Origin of the sequence: Desulfatiglans anilini DSM 4660 (assembly GCF_000422285.1) — a bacterium.
GTDB lineage: Bacteria > Desulfobacterota > DSM-4660 > Desulfatiglandales > Desulfatiglandaceae > Desulfatiglans > Desulfatiglans anilini.
In genome coordinates this window covers 345,938-363,440 of record NZ_AULM01000002.1, presented here as the reverse complement: position 1 = coordinate 363,440, position 17,503 = coordinate 345,938, and the positions used below count along the sequence as shown (strand labels likewise).

At 59.8% G+C, this 17,503-nt stretch carries 18 protein-coding genes and 1 tRNA gene; 16 read left to right on the top strand and 3 right to left on the bottom strand.

What is annotated here, in order from left to right; translation table 11 throughout:
* The first annotated feature begins 2 nt into the window (after positions 1–2).
* The 13 genes from H567_RS0103715 to H567_RS0103655 all read left to right on the top strand — a co-directional run bounded on the left by H567_RS0103715 (position 3) and on the right by H567_RS0103655 (position 10,436).
* Positions 3–1,067, top strand: coding sequence for a hypothetical protein (locus H567_RS0103715; protein WP_028320371.1), 1,065 nt, complete (start codon positions 3–5; stop codon positions 1,065–1,067).
* Positions 1,060–1,683 (top strand): hypothetical protein, encoded by a 624-nt coding sequence (locus H567_RS0103710; protein ID WP_028320370.1) that lies wholly within the window; start codon positions 1,060–1,062, stop codon positions 1,681–1,683. The genes H567_RS0103715 and H567_RS0103710 overlap by 8 nt, the downstream gene beginning before the upstream one ends.
* The gene (locus H567_RS22940; RefSeq protein WP_051184452.1) at positions 1,680–2,477 is read left to right on the top strand and encodes a phage/gene transfer agent baseplate hub protein; all 798 of its coding nucleotides are present in this window, start codon (positions 1,680–1,682) and stop codon (positions 2,475–2,477) included. Before H567_RS0103710 ends, H567_RS22940 begins: the two co-directional genes overlap by 4 nt.
* Positions 2,474–2,965, top strand: coding sequence for an NlpC/P60 family protein (locus H567_RS0103700; protein ID WP_051184451.1), 492 nt, complete (start codon positions 2,474–2,476; stop codon positions 2,963–2,965). Before H567_RS22940 ends, H567_RS0103700 begins: the two co-directional genes overlap by 4 nt.
* 2 nt (positions 2,966–2,967) lie before the next feature.
* A complete protein-coding gene (locus tag H567_RS0103695; RefSeq protein WP_084516834.1) occupies positions 2,968–5,280 on the top strand; it encodes a GTA baseplate fiber-binding domain-containing protein in 2,313 nt (770 codons plus the stop codon).
* 9 nt (positions 5,281–5,289) lie between these two features.
* A complete protein-coding gene (locus H567_RS22935) occupies positions 5,290–5,529 on the top strand; it encodes a hypothetical protein (protein WP_035253303.1) in 240 nt (79 codons plus the stop codon).
* 9 nt (positions 5,530–5,538) lie between these two features.
* Positions 5,539–5,745 (top strand): hypothetical protein, encoded by a 207-nt coding sequence (locus H567_RS0103685; protein WP_028320367.1) that lies wholly within the window; start codon positions 5,539–5,541, stop codon positions 5,743–5,745.
* A gap of 10 nt (positions 5,746–5,755) precedes the next feature.
* Positions 5,756–5,977, top strand: a complete 222-nt coding sequence (locus H567_RS0103680) for a hypothetical protein (protein WP_028320366.1) — start codon at positions 5,756–5,758, stop codon at positions 5,975–5,977.
* Positions 5,944–7,245, top strand: a complete 1,302-nt coding sequence (locus tag H567_RS0103675; RefSeq protein WP_035253300.1) for a glycosyltransferase family protein — start codon at positions 5,944–5,946, stop codon at positions 7,243–7,245. The genes H567_RS0103680 and H567_RS0103675 overlap by 34 nt, the downstream gene beginning before the upstream one ends.
* Positions 7,235–7,987, top strand: a complete 753-nt coding sequence (locus H567_RS0103670) for a glycosyltransferase family 9 protein (RefSeq protein WP_028320364.1) — start codon at positions 7,235–7,237, stop codon at positions 7,985–7,987. Before H567_RS0103675 ends, H567_RS0103670 begins: the two co-directional genes overlap by 11 nt.
* The gene (locus tag H567_RS0103665; protein WP_035253298.1) at positions 7,984–8,562 is read left to right on the top strand and encodes a class I SAM-dependent methyltransferase; all 579 of its coding nucleotides are present in this window, start codon (positions 7,984–7,986) and stop codon (positions 8,560–8,562) included. The genes H567_RS0103670 and H567_RS0103665 overlap by 4 nt, the downstream gene beginning before the upstream one ends.
* Positions 8,559–9,512: a glycosyltransferase family 2 protein gene (locus H567_RS0103660; protein WP_028320362.1), complete on the top strand. Its 954-nt coding sequence runs from the start codon at positions 8,559–8,561 to the stop codon at positions 9,510–9,512. Before H567_RS0103665 ends, H567_RS0103660 begins: the two co-directional genes overlap by 4 nt.
* A 165-nt stretch (positions 9,513–9,677) precedes the next feature.
* Positions 9,678–10,436, top strand: coding sequence for a DNA adenine methylase (locus tag H567_RS0103655; protein WP_028320361.1), 759 nt, complete (start codon positions 9,678–9,680; stop codon positions 10,434–10,436).
* 248 nt (positions 10,437–10,684) lie between these two features.
* Here H567_RS0103655 and H567_RS0103650 read toward each other — a convergent pair.
* The 3 genes from H567_RS0103650 to H567_RS0103640 all read right to left on the bottom strand — a co-directional run bounded on the left by H567_RS0103650 (position 10,685) and on the right by H567_RS0103640 (position 12,573).
* Positions 10,685–10,772: transfer RNA gene (locus tag H567_RS0103650), tRNA-Leu, on the bottom strand.
* 139 nt (positions 10,773–10,911) lie between these two features.
* Positions 10,912–11,976 (bottom strand): CehA/McbA family metallohydrolase, encoded by a 1,065-nt coding sequence (locus tag H567_RS0103645; protein ID WP_028320360.1) that lies wholly within the window; start codon positions 11,974–11,976, stop codon positions 10,912–10,914.
* Positions 11,977–12,075: 99 nt separating this feature from the next.
* Positions 12,076–12,573 (bottom strand): bifunctional nuclease family protein, encoded by a 498-nt coding sequence (locus tag H567_RS0103640; RefSeq protein ID WP_028320359.1) that lies wholly within the window; start codon positions 12,571–12,573, stop codon positions 12,076–12,078.
* 218 nt (positions 12,574–12,791) lie between these two features.
* On the opposite strand from H567_RS0103640, the gene H567_RS0103635 reads away from it, so the two are divergent.
* Genes H567_RS0103635 through H567_RS0103625 form a run of 3 tightly spaced genes read left to right on the top strand, consistent with a single transcriptional unit; the run spans position 12,792 to position 17,348 of the window.
* The gene (locus H567_RS0103635; protein WP_028320358.1) at positions 12,792–13,346 is read left to right on the top strand and encodes a glycine cleavage system transcriptional repressor; all 555 of its coding nucleotides are present in this window, start codon (positions 12,792–12,794) and stop codon (positions 13,344–13,346) included.
* 49 nt (positions 13,347–13,395) lie between these two features.
* Positions 13,396–14,769, top strand: a complete 1,374-nt coding sequence (locus H567_RS0103630) for a PFL family protein (protein WP_028320357.1) — start codon at positions 13,396–13,398, stop codon at positions 14,767–14,769.
* Positions 14,770–14,789: 20 nt separating this feature from the next.
* A complete protein-coding gene (locus H567_RS0103625; protein ID WP_028320356.1) occupies positions 14,790–17,348 on the top strand; it encodes a 1-acyl-sn-glycerol-3-phosphate acyltransferase in 2,559 nt (852 codons plus the stop codon).
* Positions 17,349–17,503: the final 155 nt, after the last annotated feature.

Below are 17,503 nucleotides of genomic sequence, written 5' to 3'. Positions count from 1 at the left end.
TGATGATTCCGGGAGCTGACTTTTTGCGCGAGGGTCTGGGGGAAGCGCCTTTTCCTGGGATGAGCCGGCCGGTAGGTATCGATTTTGAGATCGGCGCCGAGCCCCTGCCGAACTTTGCCTGCATATTCTCAGAGGAAGATCTTTCCCGGGGCTTCACAGACACCAGCTCCCGCAAACCCGCCATGATCGTGCCCGAAGATTTTACTCTGACCAAAATCTACGACCGTGTCTGGCTGCGCCCGGAACTCATCGACTGCGGGATCATCCTGGATGACATCCACACCTTTCTGAACCTCTGGAATGCATGGTTGGACAGATCCGTCACCGTCGAGGGCATCGAGGAACTGAGGCCGGAGGGGACCTTCCTGGATCACCAGGAGCCCCCTTTTCCTCTCGGCACGAACGAGGAAATCAGCGTCCCTCTAACCATTTACCGGGAGGGCCCTGCGGTGCAGGACACGGCTTTTGTCTTTACCGTCGAGGGCCTTGAGCTCCGGAGCCGAGTCCTTGGAACCCGTGTCCTTTTGATCCCGTCAGAGCCCGAATGGGATGAACCGGTGAGCTTGACGCTGAATTTCCAGACTGTGATCGCACAGGGCCGAAAGCTTTCCGAGCAGCGCCGGCCACTTCTGCTCGAGCCCTATCGCCAAGAGAGCTTCACGGTGACAGCTTTCGGGCTGAATGCCCAGAAAATACACAACCTTCTGGCCTATGCCAAGGACAAGGTCGTCGGGGTACCGATATACAGCGAGCCGCTCCAGCCCGCGGGATCGATTACCGGACAGACAGAAATCGAGATCCTGAACGATGCCTCAAAGTACTGGAACCTGAACAATCTCTGCGAGTTCATCGCGGTCCTTGAGACGGAAACCATGACCGGGGAGATCGTCGCTTTGGTATCCATCGTTGGCCAGACTCTCACGGTTGGACGGGCCATATCGGGGGCGTATGCGGATCCGGTGCTGTACCCGATGTTTCCAGGGCTCATCACAGGCGTGAAAGAGCGGAGCCTGGTCGATGGCATTGATGCAGTAGAGATTCAGGTGGAGGAATACCTGCGTGGCTGATGACCTTCAAGACCTCGGGGGTTTTCCCATCTTCCCGCTCGAGCCGGACTGGACTACCGAACCCGAGCTCGATCCGATGCTGATCCGGGATCTCAGACAGTACACCGGGACCGTACAGGGCCTTGATGCGATCATGGATCCGGCCGCCTTTCGACTGCGCGCCGGCTTCGGAACGGACAAGGACGAGGAATATGAACTCCTGGACTTCTTCGTTGGCCGGCTTGGGCGCCTCAAGAAATTCTGGCTCAAGGGACCCAAAACGGCCTTCACGCTGCAAGCAGCCTCGGCTGCGGGGGCATCCCACTTATGGGTGCACGATAACGGATTCTTGCAGTTATACCAAGGCTATGAGCGGATTTACATCGAGGCCCACGGAGGAGACCTCATCACGCGGAAGATCACCGGCATCACGGATGACCGGGAGGAAAACAGCCGCCTGCAGCTTCTGTTTGCGATGGGACTCGACCGGGAAATCACGCCCACGAACCACTACCGGATCGGGATGCTCTACCTGGTCCGATTCGAGACCGATGCGCTGAAACTGGAGTTTATGACCTCCCATCTGGCCGATGCGGAGGGCCGGTTCACAGAACTGGTGCAGGAGTACCCGTCATGACCTATGAGAGCAACCTGTCTGCGGTAGAACAGGCGGGGCTTCCGGAACTCTACGCCTTCGAAAGCGGCACCGACCACGAACGGGTCACTTCCTGGGGAAAGTGCTTGAGCTTTTTGGGGTACCGGTTCCAGGCCGTCGACATTCATCGATCCGGATTCAGCATCGATGCCGATTTTGGTGCTGTTCAGGTCACCATCACGGCGCCGATCACAGACCTCATGGCCGCTCACATCGCCAATCAGCCCGTGGAGCCGATCAGCGTCAAGATCTATCGGGCACTTGCCGATGATCTCTCGGATTTCGTGGTCATCTTTGCCGGCCAAATCCGGCGGATCTCAGCGCGGAACGGAGTGGCTTCTGCCGTCGCAACCACCAAGGCGGCCGTGCTTGACGTGATCATTCCCAGGGTCGTTTACCAGAGCTACTGCAATCACATGGTGTTCGACAGTGGCTGTGGTCTTACACAGGAGGACTACCAGGTCGAGACAACCGTTGACGTAGATGGATCCCAGATGGAAAGCGCGGATTTTGCAGCCTTCCCTGATGGGTATTTCACCGGCGGACATGTCCAGATCCGAAATGACATGAGGATGATCACAAGACACGAGGGCGGCACGATCAACCTCCACGTGCCGTTTGATTCGCGCGTAGCATCTGGTGCGTCGGTGAAAGTATTCCCTGGATGTGACGGGAGCCCCTCGACCTGTAAGAACAAATTCAACAATTTCGAAGACGGATTCCAGGGGTTCCCCTACATTCCCTCCAAGAACCCGGTCGTCTGGGGGGTAGCATGATGGTGCCATATTTTGAGGATGATCGGGCGTGGGAGAGATTTCTCCGGATTATCGATTCCTGGGAGGGCACGCCCTATAAACACCTTGGGATGACGAAGGGCCGGGAGGCCGACTGCACGCTTTTCATCGGCGGATGCCTCATCGAGGCCGGGATCCTTCTGCGGGTTGAGCACGATTATTACCCCCGGGATTGGCACGTGCACACAAGCCAGGAACTCATCCTCGAGAGCTTCGAACGGCATTTTCGGAACCATCTTGCCCACGGCTTTACGATTGCGGAGGTCGACGCTCACGCCGAAAGACTTTACAGGGGGGATGTCCTCGTTTTCTCGACAGTGAAAACGCTCGTTTCAAATCATGCCGGAATCTTCCTGGGAGACGGCAGATTCGCAAACGCGATCAACGGACGTGGCTTCTGTTACCTGAAGTTGCGCCAGGGTTGGATCGACCAAATGACGCATTCATTCCGAATCATGCGGGGGAATTGACCGTGGGCGTCTGGATTATAGTCGGCGTGACCATGATGGCCGGACTAGGGGTGGCCTTAGGGATGTATGCCGCCAAGAAGGCTGCCAAAACCGACATGGCGCCGGCATCGCTGGATGATTTCAATGTCACGACCGCCCAGGAAGGGGCCGTTGTTCCCGTCATCTATGGCCGGCGGAGGGTTTCGGGGAACATCATCTGGTACGGAAACCTCGAGGCTGTGGCGCACACTCAGACCGCCGGAGGTAAGGGGGATGAAAGTGAAGTAACGGTTGGATATTACTATTACCTGGACGTGTGGCAGGCGATCTGTGCAAGCCGCGGCGGGATGCAGATTGTCGAATACTACGTCCAGGACGACAAACGCACCCCAAGCGCTACAACCATTACGCTGAACGACGGGTCCGAGCCGGATTTCCCGTCGGAGCCCGGAGAACACGCCAACCGGATCCCGGATGTCGCCCATGTCTTTTTCAAGAGGCTCTACCTTGGTGAAAACGTAACCTTTGTCCCGACCATCCATTACACCGTGGACGCACCTCTCGAAGATAGCCCGGTCAACCATGCCGTCATGGAAAAGGGTTTGAACCCGGCGGCGGTCATCTACGACATGCTGCTGCAGGCAGGGGCGGGAGGTACCTGGATCAATCTCGATAAATTCAATGAGGCTGCAGATTACTGGTACGAGCGAGGCTACGGGATCAACGTCGAGCTGCGGGAGCAGAAGGAAATCAAGAAGCACATCGCCAAGGTCCTTGAGTGGGTGGGCGGCGCCTTCGGGGTCGACGAGGAGGATAAGTTCATCATCAAGGCCTTCGATCCCAGCGAAGAGCCCTTTATGGAATTGAGCGATGATAACGACGATTTCCTTGATTTCACGATCACAAGGAAGCATTGGCTCGATACCCACAACTTTTTCCGAGGGAGCTATATCGACGAGAATCAGCTCTACAGCACCAGAACCGTTTCCTGCTACAACCCGGCGAACATCCGGCTTGTGGGGCGCCAGATTCCTCTGAGCGTCGACCTCACGTGTTTTCGGGATGTGACCACAGCCAGCAAGCGGCTCTGGGAAATCATGAAGCACGAGAGTTTCCCGGGCGCCAACCTCACCTTCAAGACCCACATGAAATGCGCCCGCCTGAACGTAGGGCACATCGTCAGGATTAACCACTCGCGTTACGGCCTCGAGGGAGTCGACTACTGGATCACCCGTAAGGATGTCTCCGAAATCGATCGGAACGAACTGACCTTCCAGGCCGAACAGGTGACGAGCAAGCTATTTGACGACGGATACGTCGACAGTGGTGATCCTGAATGGGAGCCTCCCGACTACCAGCCTCAGGCCCTGCTGCACCAGGCCATCTTTGAGCTGCCATACAACAGCAGCTTTGGAAGATACCCGGCCTTTGTGCTGCTGGCTCAGCGCAGAACCGCCTATGAAAACGGATTCGTGGTCCTGGTGAGCATAAACGGTACGGATTACACAAACCTCGGCACCGTGGGCACCTTCTCTCAGCGTGGCACTCTGGATGAAGATTATCCCTCTGATACGCCGGCCATCGATGACGAGGTCGGCATCCTTTACACGCCGGCGAGGAATGACCCGGTTTTCGGGACAATATCGAGGGAGGCCCTTTTCTCCACCCCTCGGATTGCCATCATAGGAAACGAGATCATCGGCTTTCAGAACGTCACACCAGAGGGAGAATCCAGCTATCGACTGACAGGTTGCATGCGCGGGATCTACAACACGCCCGTCGAAACGCATGGAGCCGGATCCGTGATCTGGCTCACCACTCTGGCGGACAATGTTGTCGGCGAAGGGGAATACACCACCTTCGGACAAGTTGTACCGGGGAGCAACTTCTACACCAAAATGCTGCCGAAGGTTGGAGCCAAGGTCCTCAACCCGGCTGATGCGACAGCGATCCATACCGTGAAGGCCTACAAGGCCGCAAAGCCCTGGTCTCCCTGCAGGGTCGAGGTTTACAGGCAGGATTACTTCACCCTGCATATCAGAATCTGGCCCACGAACCAAACGAAACAGGGCGCCGGCGCCGTGGCCGCGGAGAACCAGACCGATCAGGAGCCTTTCCTGTGGGATACGGATACCAGCTTCGAGATCTGGGACTCCGTCTATGGGGTCCACTATTGGATCATTGTGCCTTATGGGCCCTACTACGGCGAATACTCGATGAACGGCAATTTCACCCTCTACATGCAGCCCCGCAGGGAGGGGCAGTACTTGGGCGAGGTGATTTCCATCGACGTGGGAGATGAAGTTGGCAAGAGCTACATAGGACCAGTTGCGTAGGGGAGAAAAATGCCCAAAGTGATGCCGACAGAACTGGAGAAGCTGACATTGAATGCTCAGGGCTGGAATCAGATCCTGAGTGACAACATGCGGAAGCTGAACGATGCCCTGCTTAAGATCTCCGGGATGCTCGATGCGGATCTGAGCACGCTCGAGGATGGGGCTGTCCTGGTGTGGAATGCCAGCTCGCAGAAATGGGTGGCAACGCCTTGGGACGATATCTTCGAAGAGGAAACCACAACAACTTAGAGGCACAGCATGACGATCTTGGCCGCCACAAAGCTTGAAACCGCCGATTACGGGCAGCCTTACTGGGTGGCGATCTACAATAAAAACGTGGATCTGCTGAATCAGAAACTGCTCAAAATCAGCGCCTTGCTGGATGTCGACGCGACCAGCCTTGCCGATGGCGCCGTGCTGCGCTGGAATTCCGAATCCGCAAAATGGGAAGCGGTCGTTTTATAGGAGAGATTGCATGGCGACGACCTTGAGCCCGAGCGGGCTGAAAACAACCGAGTACGGCGATACTGACTGGCTGGAGCATCATAACGGCAACTGGGAAAGGCTCAACAACACGCTGCTCTATCTGAGCGCTCTCCTGGACGTCGATATATCCGGCCGGGCTGACGGGGATATCCTGGCCTATCATGCCGGATCCGGGAAATGGAAGCCGGTGGTGCCGGGGGTGCCGAAGTGAAGATCGCCATCCTGACCAACTTCAAGCGGATGAACCCGGGCTACAGCCTGACAGGCATTGTGCTGGACCAGGCCCGGATGCTAGCTGCCTATGATCATGAGGTTCATCTGTTCGTTTCAGAGAAATTCGACCTGGTGGAGGCCTGGCCCTTCGACCTGCCGGCCGGCGTCACTTTGCGCAGGGAGGTGCCTGCGGCGCCCTTGATCGACTACAAACACATGGAACCCCTCAAGCCGGAAGGCCAGGTCCTTGCCGATCGAACCCAGGCCTTCCTTGAGGGAGCGCTGTCAGGATTTGACGCCGCCTTCACGCATGACTGGATCTACACCGGCTGGAACGTGCCCTACGGTCAGGGCGTCAAGCAGGCCGGGCCGCATCTGCCGGAGGTACGGTGGTTCCACTGGATCCACAGTGTGCCGGCCAATGATAGGCACTGGCGGCGGATCCGGGAGTACAAGCCGATCGGCAACCACAAGGTGGTATACCCAAATAAAACGGACCTCCCGCGCGTGATCAACAAATACCGCGGCGGGCCCGAGGATGTTCTGGCAATCCACCATGTCAAGGACCTCCGGACCTTTCATGACTTCAGCCCCGAGACCTGCGAGGTGATCGCTCGGGTGCCGGGGCTGCTTCAGGCCGAGGTGGTTCAGATCCTGCCGGCCGGCGCCGACCGCCTGCACGCCAAGCGGGCGCGAGAGGTCATCCAAATCTTCGCGGCTCTCAAAAGCCAGGGGGCCAGCGTCTGTCTTCTGATCGCAGCTCAGCACGCAACCACGCCGGAGCGCAAGACAGCGATTGCGGGCCTCGAGGTCTGGGCCGTCGAGCAAGGGCTGATCGTCGGGCAAGAGGTCACGTTCACCTGCCGGCTGCGGCCGGAATGGGAAATCGGGATCCCCAAGCGGATGGTCCGGGAACTCTTTGCCTGTTCGAACCTGTTCATTTTCCCGACGAAGGAAGAGACCTTCGGCCTGGTAGTACCCGAGGCCGCCCTGGCCGGATGTCTCCTGGTGCTCAACGAGAGCCTCCCCATGCAGAGGGAGGTCGCCGGTGGCCGGGCCCTGTTCTATCACTTCGGGAGCCACCGACAGAAATATGTGATTGCTGCCCCGGAGGAGTATTTCGCCGGAATCGCGCGCGACATATTGGACCGGATGCGCCGGGATCTGAGCATCAGCGCCAGGGACTATGCCAGGCGTCGGTACAACTGGGATTGGCTCTATCACAATGAATATCTGCCGATGCTGGAGGAGACGCGTGGAAATTAGGATCAAGAGTTTCAACGGCATCGGCGACCTGCTCTTCTTGACACCGACTCTGCGGCGGATCAAGGAGACCTGCCCGGGAGCCAGAGTGGTGGTAAACACAAATCACCCGGCAATCCTCGCGGCCAGCCCCTTTGTGGACGGCATCAACGAGGGGCGGGACGGGGTGTTCCTCGGCTACCCGGATCCGATTCACCGGGTTCTGCCAACCCGGCACCACATCCTGAGTGATTGGGAGATTGTCTCGAAGGCCTACGGGCTGGAACTCGAGCCCCCGGAGCTCAAACCGGAGATCTATCTCGCCGGAGGGTGGGAGCGGGAGGTTTGGCGTTCCCGGGTCGGAGTCCAGGTGAGACACAAGGGACATTGGTGGAACAAAAAGGTTTGGCCTGGGTTCCTGGAATTATCCGGTATGCCTGGATTCGAGCCGATCCCGCGATGCCAAACAGTGGCCGACCTGGTGCGCGTGGTCGGCTCCTACCGGGCCGTGGTCTGCGCCGAGGGAGGGCTCAGCCACATTGCCCGGGCCCTCGGGGTCCCCGCTGTGGTTGTCTTCGGCGGGTTTGCGGATCCGGCCTGGAACGGATACGAGGAGCAGGTGAACATCTGCAACCCGCTGCCATGCAGCTATTGCTACAACCCGGATCCGTGCGTGGATTTTCTGGAACGCCGGTGCATGAAGGAAATCACCGTGGCCCAAGTGGCTGCAGCGGCCCAGGAGGCCGCGGAAAGGGGTGCCCGTTGAACGACGAGCTTTGTGCGGTCTGCAGGAGGGGGTGTGCACCCGGGTCGGTGGATCAGAAGCGATGCCTCGCGGATCCGAGGCTTAACCTGGGATCCGGTGAAATGCTCAAGACCGACCATATCAACTACGACATGACCGAGTTCCAGCGCGGCGGCCTTTGCACCGATGTCATAGGGCGCATCGAAGCCGTGGCGGATATTCTCCCTGCTGGGGTGTTCGCCGGGATTCTGAGCTCCCACGTGGTGGAGCACTTCCGGCCGCCCGGAGCCAAGAAGATGCTGCAGGATTGCTTCGCTCTCCTTCGCCCAGGCGGGCGCCTCATCCTCGAGGGGCCGGACATCCTCGGCATGTACCAGCACTACGGAAATGACATTGCAGGCTTGATCTGCGGGCTCTACGGAAATCAGCCCCACGTGGACAAGTGGGGTGATGAATGGAGCCACCGATGGGGCTACACGAAAGAAACCGCGGCAGAGCTGATGATATCCTGCGGCTTTAGAGTCGTCCATGTCGGGCATGGTCGGACCCACGGCATGGGAAACCGTGATTTTCGAGTGGAGGGGGTAAAGCCGTGACCGAACTGGCCATCGTCATACCATTTGTCAACGAGTACCCGCAGATCGCCTTCACAGTCCAAAACCTCATGTGTGAGCTCAATGGGTCTGGGATCGACTACAAGATCATTGCCGTTGACAACTACTGCCAGGAGGTCGCTGCCCAGGGCCGGCCGGCGGATAAAGGCGGCCAGTATATGGCCGAGATCGCACGGATTCAAGAGAGGGTAACCTGTCTATCTTATTCGGACAAGCTGTCCCACTGGAACGCCAAAATGGCGGCCGTGCGGGCTACCGACGCGCCTTTTTTGTTCTTCTGCGACGGGCACTGCATCTTGAGCCAAGGAGCTTTGGTGGGGATGTACCGATATTACGAGGCGCACCACGAGGCACTTCACGGAACCCTGCATCTGCCCCTTTCCTACATGCTCGAGCGGACGGGCCGGGAATTGATCTACAAACTGGTTGCCGATGCGGAAAAGGGCGTTGCCCATTATTCCTTCAGCCGCTACCGGCCGGCGGAAAAGCCGTACCGGGTGCCCTGCATGAGCACATGCGGAGTGATGATCACGCGCGAAATCCTGGTTGACCGGCTTGGGGGCTGGCCGGCGGAGCTGGGGATTTACGGGGGCGGGGAGAATTTCCTGAACTTCTGCCTGGCCGTGCTCGGTTACCACATCAACATCATACCGGGCCCGCCGCTCTACCACTACGCGGAAAAAAGGGGATACAGGTGGAACCACACTGATTGGGTGCGAAACCGCTGCATCGCGGCATATCTTCATGGCGGCCGGGATTTCGCGGGGAGATTTATGGCCTATGTGAAAGGTCGCCCCGAGGTTTTATCGTCGATTCTTGATGACGTGGTCATTCGGTGCGGTGAGCAAAGACGGCATATCAAATCCCAACAGGTGATGGACATCGAGGACTGGATGCAGCACTGGGTCAATGTGGCTCCAGGAGCAGCATGAAAAATCCGAAAGAGATTTGAAGTTTATCAGGAGCAGGCAGGGAGCACAACCTCCCCACCGACCCGTTGCGCCAACAACGGATCACAGCCGAAGCTGCTGCCCCTGTGCCCGGCCGGGCGGGAGGCATTTTATGCAGAAGCGGCATCGCATGTAAAGGGGGGAGATGTGAACAGCCCACTTGCCTATATCGGCGGAAAATCAAAGCTGTCCAAGATGATAATCGAGATGATGCCGGAGCATAAGTCCTACTGCGAGGTTTTCGCGGGGGCGGCCTTGGTGTTTTTCCGGAAACCGCCCTCGAAGTACGAGGTAATCAATGACCTCGACAGCGACCTCGTAGCCTTCTACCGGGTGCTCCAGAACCACCTCGAGGAGTTCCTGCGCCAGTTCAAATGGGTCCTGGCATCCCGGGAATGGTTCGAAGACTGGAAGCGCCAGCTGCCGGCCGGAGGCCTGACAGATATCCAGCGTGCTGCCCGCTACTATTATGTGCAGCGGCTTTGCTTTGGGGGTCGGGTAAGAGGAAGGACATTCGGAACGGCGCCAATGAGCAGGCCAAGGATCAACCTGGTTCGTATAGAGGAAGAGCTATCCGAGGTTCATCTGAGGCTTGCAGCAGTGACGATTGAAAATCTGTCCTGGCAGAACTTCATCAAGAAATACGATAGGAGTGAAACCCTTTTTTACTTGGATCCGCCCTATTTCAAGGCACCTTTTTACGCCCATAATCTCGTCCTGGCGGATTACCAGGAGATGGCGGAGATTCTGGGCGGGATCAAATCCAGGTTCATACTGAGCATCAATGATCATCAGGAAATGCGAAAATGCTTCAGGCGGTTCGATGTTCAGCCTATTGAGTTGAAGTATTCGGTGGCTGAAAAAGGACTGACAGACGGAAAGGAATTGCTTATCAGAAACTTCTGAACTCTTTAAAAAGGTGAGTGGATTTGGCCTGTCGATTCGGGGTGCCGAATCGAACAGGTTTTTTGCGCCCTGCGACCGGGGGCGGATTTTCTGTCGCAAAATTCATTTCAACGTGTCGCAGAATAAATTGACCTGCTAAGAAGTGTTCACAATGGGCTGCCCCTGCCCGCGATATCGCAAAATATTCGCCACAGCTGCTCGAAAAACAAAAATTCACTGCTTGTTGTATCGTAAGTTATTGATCTTATTGGTGCCTGGGACGGGAATCGAACCCGTACAGCCCTAAGGACCGAGGGATTTTAAGTCCCTTGCGTCTACCAGTTCCGCCACCCAGGCAGGGGGTGTTTCACCTTATGGAGAGAGAAAGCGGGAAGCCTCCGACGATTTCGGGGAAGCCGGGGCGGTGAGGGGCGCCGTCCGAGTGTCCCTGGATCGGGGGGATAGGCTTTTCATTAGCACAGGGGGGCGGGGTGTGTCAACGATCCGGAGAGGGGGTGCGGAGGTAGATGGGGTTCGAGAAGATCCATGGGCGGAGGCCGAAAAGGGGGCGGCGGAGGCAGGCCTCGAGGCGGTAGACGCCGGGGCCTGGTACGGGAAGGTGAGCATCGAGGAGGGTCCGCTCCTGCAAGAGGCGGCCGTTGCGGATGATTCGGACGAGGGAGGGGCGCGGCAGGTTGATCTGGAGGCGGCCGGGGCGGAAGGGGGCCTCCGCACCCATCGGGAGGGGGTCGCCTTCATCGGGGACGAAGGCGAACCGGAAGCCTTTGGCGGGTTTCAGGCCGTCGTGGGCCACGTAAAGGCTTCCCTTCTGGAGGGCCCGGTAGATCTGGAGGGCTGCGGTGTCTACGTCTCGGGAAAGGGGCGCATCGAGAAGGAGGTGCACATCGATGGAGCGGAGAAGCCGGCGGTAAGAGAAGGGCCTGAAACGGAGGAGGCCCAATCGGAAAAAGGAGCCGTGGGCGTCGGAGCCGCCAATCGCCGTCACACGGCGCTCGAGGCAGCAGCGGTCATAATAGGCGAGTGTTTCTTCGCTGGGTCCTTTCAGGCTCAAGGCCTTGAAGAGGAGGCAGTAGAGGGCGGTCGGGATGTCTTTGACGCGCTCCTTCCAGCGGGAGGAAAAATTCCAGATGCAGATGCCTGTAAAGTCCCTGACGGTCAGGTCGTTCCAGGTGTAGGCGATCCCGCCGTCTCTGAAGGGCATGCCTTTCTCGAAGGGATGGGCGAGAAAGCCGATCCCGCCCTGCGCCTTGACGCGGTCGATGGTGGTCTGGGGGCCGTCGGCATGCCCCGGAATCCACTCGTTGAGGTTGTAGGCCAGGTAGTGGTGGAAGCGGTGGCCGATCTCCTGGCCGATGAGGACGAGGACACGTCCGTAATAGCCGGCCTCATCGAGGTGCAACCCGCCGGCCATGTGGGCGTGGTCGTTCATCAGGATGAAATCGCATCCGGCGCGGGCCGCGTCCCGGGCGATCTCCGGCACCTCGGCGGTGCCGTCCGAATGGCGGGAGTGGATGTGAAGGTTTCCGACGACTTCGAACATGGGGCCGGACCTCGCAGCGATTGAATGCCTCGGCCCCGGGACGCAGGAGGGGCTCATTTCGCGGGAACCCGCGGGGTCCCGAACCGGCGAAGGCCGCCGCTACATCTTGTATTTGCCGAAGTCCTCCGGGTTCAATCCTTCGAGGATCTCCTGCCACTTCTTGCCCTTTTCGGACTTGTCCTCCGCCTCCGCCTTGAGATCGATCTGTCCCGACTTCCGAATCACCTCGTCGGATACGAAGATGGGCGCCTTGGCCCGCAGGGAAACCGCCAGCGCATCGCTCGGCCGCGCGTCGATGGTCATCTCCTTGCCCTCATGCAAGAAATGGATCATGGCAAAGTACGTATTGTCTTTCAGGTCGCAGACCTCCACCTTCTGGATCTTGACCCCGACCATCTCCAGGAGATTCCGGAACAGGTCATGGGTCATGGGCCTGGAAAACTTGATCCCTTCGAGCTCGCTGGCGATAGCCGTAGCCTCCAGAAGCCCGATCCAGATCGGAAGGGTCTCCTCGCCGTCGATCTCTTTCAATATGACAATCGGGCTGTTGGTCACCGGGTCGACCGTCAGTCCGGATATCACCATGGGTTTGTACATGGCTCCCTCCAAGGGATGCGTGCGCATCGGTATGTTTAAGTTTATTCTTAAACATACGCCTTCGTTTGTCAACAAGGCAGTCCAATGAGCGCCTTCCGGGAAGGGCCCGCGAACGCGTTGCGGAACCGTCAGGATTGACATTTTCGGACGGTCGGCATAGCGTGTACCGGTCTTTGGAAACACTACACCTTCTTCCCGGCCGGAGGAACAGACCCCCCATGGAAAAGGCGATCATCTCGGTGCTCGGCACCGACAGGCCCGGCATCATGGCGGCCATATCGAGGACCCTCTCCGACAACGGCTGCAACATCGAAGATGTCAGCCAGACCATCCTCCAGACGGAGTTCGCAGGAGTGGTCATCGTCTCCCTGCCCGAGGCGGCGGCCCTCGACGGGATCGAGGCGGCCCTCGACCGGGCCCTTCGACCGATGGGGCTGAGCACCTTCGCGAGGCCGCTCGACAAGAGCGTCCCCCCTGCCCCTCCGGCGGCCAGCCAGCCCTTCATCGTCACCACCATGGGGGCGGACCGCATCGGTCTGATCGCCGGGATCAGCGAGGTCATGGCGGCCTTCGGGGCCAACATCGTGAACCTCAAGGCCATCTTCCGCGGCGGAGAGGATCCCCGGCGCAACACGATGATCTACGAAGTGGATGTGCCCGTGTACACCGATCCGGCCGCCTTCCGCAAGGCGCTTCACGCCCGGGCCGAGGAGCTGGGGCTCGCCCTCAGCCTGCAGCACAGGAACATCTTCGACGCCCTGCACCGCATCTGAGCGAGCGCCGCTCCGCCTCCTATAAGATTAAAGATGGAGAGACCCGATCATGATCAATGACCAGGATATATTGGCCACGCTGGAGATGCTCAAGGTGGAGCACCTGGACGTGCGCACGGTGACCCTCGGCATCAGCCTGTTCGACTGCGCCAGCGACGATCCGGACCGGTTCATGGCGCGGATTCGGGAGAAGATTTTAGGCCTGGCGGCCCCCCTGGTGCAGGTCTGCGCCGAGGTCGGCGAGAAATACGGGATCCCGGTCGTGAACAAGCGGATCGCGGTCAGCCCCCTCGCCGTGGCGGGCGCCCCTTTTTCCGCGCCCGGCTTCGTGCGGATCGCGGAGGCCCTCGACCGGACCGCCCGGGAGGTCGGCGTGGACTTCATCGGCGGGTTCAGCGCCCTCGTCGAAAAGGGGTTTTCGAGGGGCGACCGGGCCCTGATCGAGAGCCTCCCGGAGGCCCTTTCCCGCACGGAGCGCCTCTGCGCCTCCGTGAACGTGGCCTCGACGCGGGCGGGCATCAACATGGACGCGGTCTACCTCATGGGGCGCACGATCAAGGCCGCGGCAGCGGCCTCGGCCGGGGCGGACGGCATCGCCTGCGCCAAGCTGTGCGTCTTCGCCAACATCCCGCAGGACATCCCCTTCATGGCCGGCGCCTATCTCGGTGTCGGGGAGCCGGACGCCGTCATCAACATCGGCGTGAGCGGACCGGGCGTCGTCAAACGCGCCATCGACCGCGCCCGCGCGGTGGAGCCCAGCCTCGACCTCGGAAGGCTTTCGGAGCTGATCAAGCGGACCGCCTTCAAGGTCACGCGGGCCGGCGAACTGATCGGGCGTGAGGTGGCCGAGCGGCTGGGGGTCCCGTTCGGCGTGGTGGACCTCTCCCTCGCCCCGACCCCCGACGTGGGCGACAGCGTCGGGGAGATCTTCCAGAGCCTCGGGCTGCAGGCCATCGGGGTGCCTGGCTCGACGGCCCTGCTGGCGCTTCTGAACGACGCCGTGAAAAAGGGCGGGGCCTTCGCGAGCTCCTATGTGGGGGGGCTGAGCGGCGCCTTCATCCCGGTCAGCGAGGACAGCAACATCGCCGAGGCCGCGCGCAGCGGCCTCCTGAGCCTCGAAAAACTCGAGGCCATGACGAGCGTCTGTTCGGTGGGGCTCGACATGGTCGCCGTGCCGGGGGATGTATCGGCCGAAACGCTTGCCGCGATCATCGCCGACGAGATGGCGATCGGCGTCGTCAACAAGAAGACCACCGCCGCCCGCCTCATCCCGGTGCCCGGGAAGCGGGCCGGGGAAAAGGCGTTCTTCGGGGGGCTGCTGGGGGAGGCCACCATCATGCCGGTCAACGGCGCCAATGGAGACCCCACCTTCATCCGCCTGGGCGGCAGGATCCCGGCGCCCACGCAAAGCCTCGTGAATTGACACGGAAAGGTGAGCATCTCATGAATCAGAAGCAGAAAGGGCCTTTTTTCCCCTTCGTCCTGGATTACAAGCCCGGTTTCTTCCTGAGCTGGCTGCTCTATCGGCTCTTCCGCCACGTGCGCTTCGACGAGAACATGACCGAAGAGCTCAGGCAGATGAACCGCGACGGGACCGTGGTCTACGCCATCAAGTACCGCGGCAGACTCGAATATCTCCTCTATCATTACCGCTTCCTGAGAAGCCGCCTGCCCTACCCCAAGATCGCCTTCGATCTCAACATGGTCCTGCTGCTTCCGCTTCGGCAGCTTTTCCGCTGGCTCCGCTTTCAAGTCGGGCACTTCTTCAAGAACGGCAAGTTTGCCGACCCTTACGAAAGCGCCTTTTTCCGGGACGCGATCCTCTCGGGGGACACGGCCCTCCTCCCGCTGCTGAGCCCCAAGCGGTTCCGGCGGCAGTTCATCCACGCCGAAAAGGACCCGATGCAGCTGCTGATCGAGACCCAGAAGACCATGGACCGCCCCATCTTCATGATCCCGCAGCTCATCCTTTACAAGAAGGCCCCGGAAAAGGAGCACCCCGGCATCCTGGACATCTTCTTCGGTTTCAAGGAAAACCCCGGGATCATCCGCAAGATCGTCCTCTTCTTCCGCTACCACCGCCGGGCCTTCATCGACTTCGGGCAGCCGCTGAATCTGCAGGAATACCTCGCCGCGAGCGCGGCCGACCTCTCCCCCGAGGCAGCGGCCGCGGAGATCCGGCAGGAGATGATCAACCGCATCGACCAGCAGAAGCGGGTCATCCTCGGCCCCATCATGAAATCGCACCAGCAGCTGAAGGAGATCGTCCTGCGGGACCCGAAGGTCATGCAGCTGATCGAGCACAGCGCGAAGGGGAACCCCAGGGCCGTGAAACAGGTCAAGAAAAAGGCGGCCGCCCACTACGAGGAGATCGCGGCCGACTACAACAGCGCCTACATCCAGTTTTTCCACCTGACGCTGAGCTGGCTGTGGAAGAAGATCTACGAGGGGATCGAAGTCGAGCCGAACGAGCTCGCCAGGGTGAGAAAGGCCGCCGGCCAGGGCCCGCTCATCTACATCCCCTCCCACAAGAGCCACGTCGATTACCTCGTGCTCAACTACATCCTCTACGATTACAACATGCACATCCCCCGGGTCGCCGCGGGGCAGAACCTGGCCTTCTGGCCCATGGGGCACATGTTCCGGAAGTCCGGGGCCTTTTTCATACGCAGGACCTTCAAGGGGGCGCGCCTCTACGCGACCATCTTCGCCCGGTACATCAAGGCCCTGCTGAAGGAAGGCTACCCGCTGGAGTTCTTCATCGAAGGGGGACGAAGCCGCAGCGGCAAGCTGATCATCCCCAAGATCGGCTTCCTGTCGATCCTGCTCGAGGCCTACCAGGAGGGCTTCTGTGAAGACCTGCTGTTCGTCCCGGCCTCGATCAGCTACGACCGGATCCTCGAAGAGAAGGCCTATCTGAAGGAATTGAGCGGGGGGGAAAAGGAGCGGGAGAGCTTTTTCCAGATCCTGAAGGCCCGGCGCTTCCTCAAACGCAAGTACGGCAAGATCTACATCCGCTTCGGACAGCCCATCTCTCTCAGCGACTACATCCGCGCCTCCGGGCGGGAGCTCGAACCGGGCGACCACCGGCGGCTGGCCTCCCATCTGATCCAGGCCATCAACCACGTGACGCTGGCCACCCCGCTGGCGCTCATAGCCGCCGCGCTGCTCACCGGGCACCGGCACGGTTTCCTCCTGAGCCAACTGAAGGCCACCGCCGGGGAGTTCCTGGAGTTCCTCGGCGGGCAGAAGGTCCCCGTCGCCGGCAGCCTGTCATCCTTCGACGAGGCGGTGGAGGAGACCCTGAACCTGCTGATCGGCTGGAAGGTGGTGAACCAGCTGGAGGACGTCTCCGGGGAGGAGACCTTCTACTTCATCGAAAAGGAGCGGGAGCTCGAACTCGAATACTACAAGAACAGCATCATCCACTGGTTCATCTCGCACGCCTTCGTGGGCGTCTCCCTCATCAGCCGGCCCGAAGAGATCAAGACCCACCAAGGGGTCCTGGAGGATTACCGCTTTCTGAGAAGGCTCTTCCAATATGAATTCATCTTCGAGGAGACGCACGACGATGTCGCGGCCGTGGCCTCGGGGCTGGATTATTTCCAGGAAAAGCGGCTGATCTTCTATGAGCGGGAATCGGAGGGATACCGCGTCAGGGCGGAGGGGATCGAGATGCTCCGCATCTGGGCGGGGTTCGCCCGCACGTTCCTCGAGGCCTACTGGGTCGCCGTGCGCGCAGCGCTCCGGGACGAAGGCGAACGCCGTCAGAAGGGGGACGCCCTCAAGCGGATGAAAAACCTCGGACTGCGCTACCACAAGCTCGGCATCATCCGCAACCTGGAGGCCCTCTCGCAGGTCACCTTCAAGAACGCGGCGCAGCTGATCGACCAGCACATCCTCAAGTCCCTGGACGATTCGGCGCCTTCCTTCCCGGAAGACGAGCGGGATCTCCACCGGCTTGCCCAGCGGATCTACGACCTTTTCCACTATGCTTACTGACCCGCCGGGGTGAACAGGCCCCCCCGGGATCCCACCGCCCGAAGCGGGATTCCCGTTCCGCCCGGAACGACGGTAAAGAGGCGGTCTGCGCCAAAGGAGCCGGATCGGAAGCAAGAGGCCGGAGGCCCTTCCCCTGATCGAGCAGGGGAAGAACC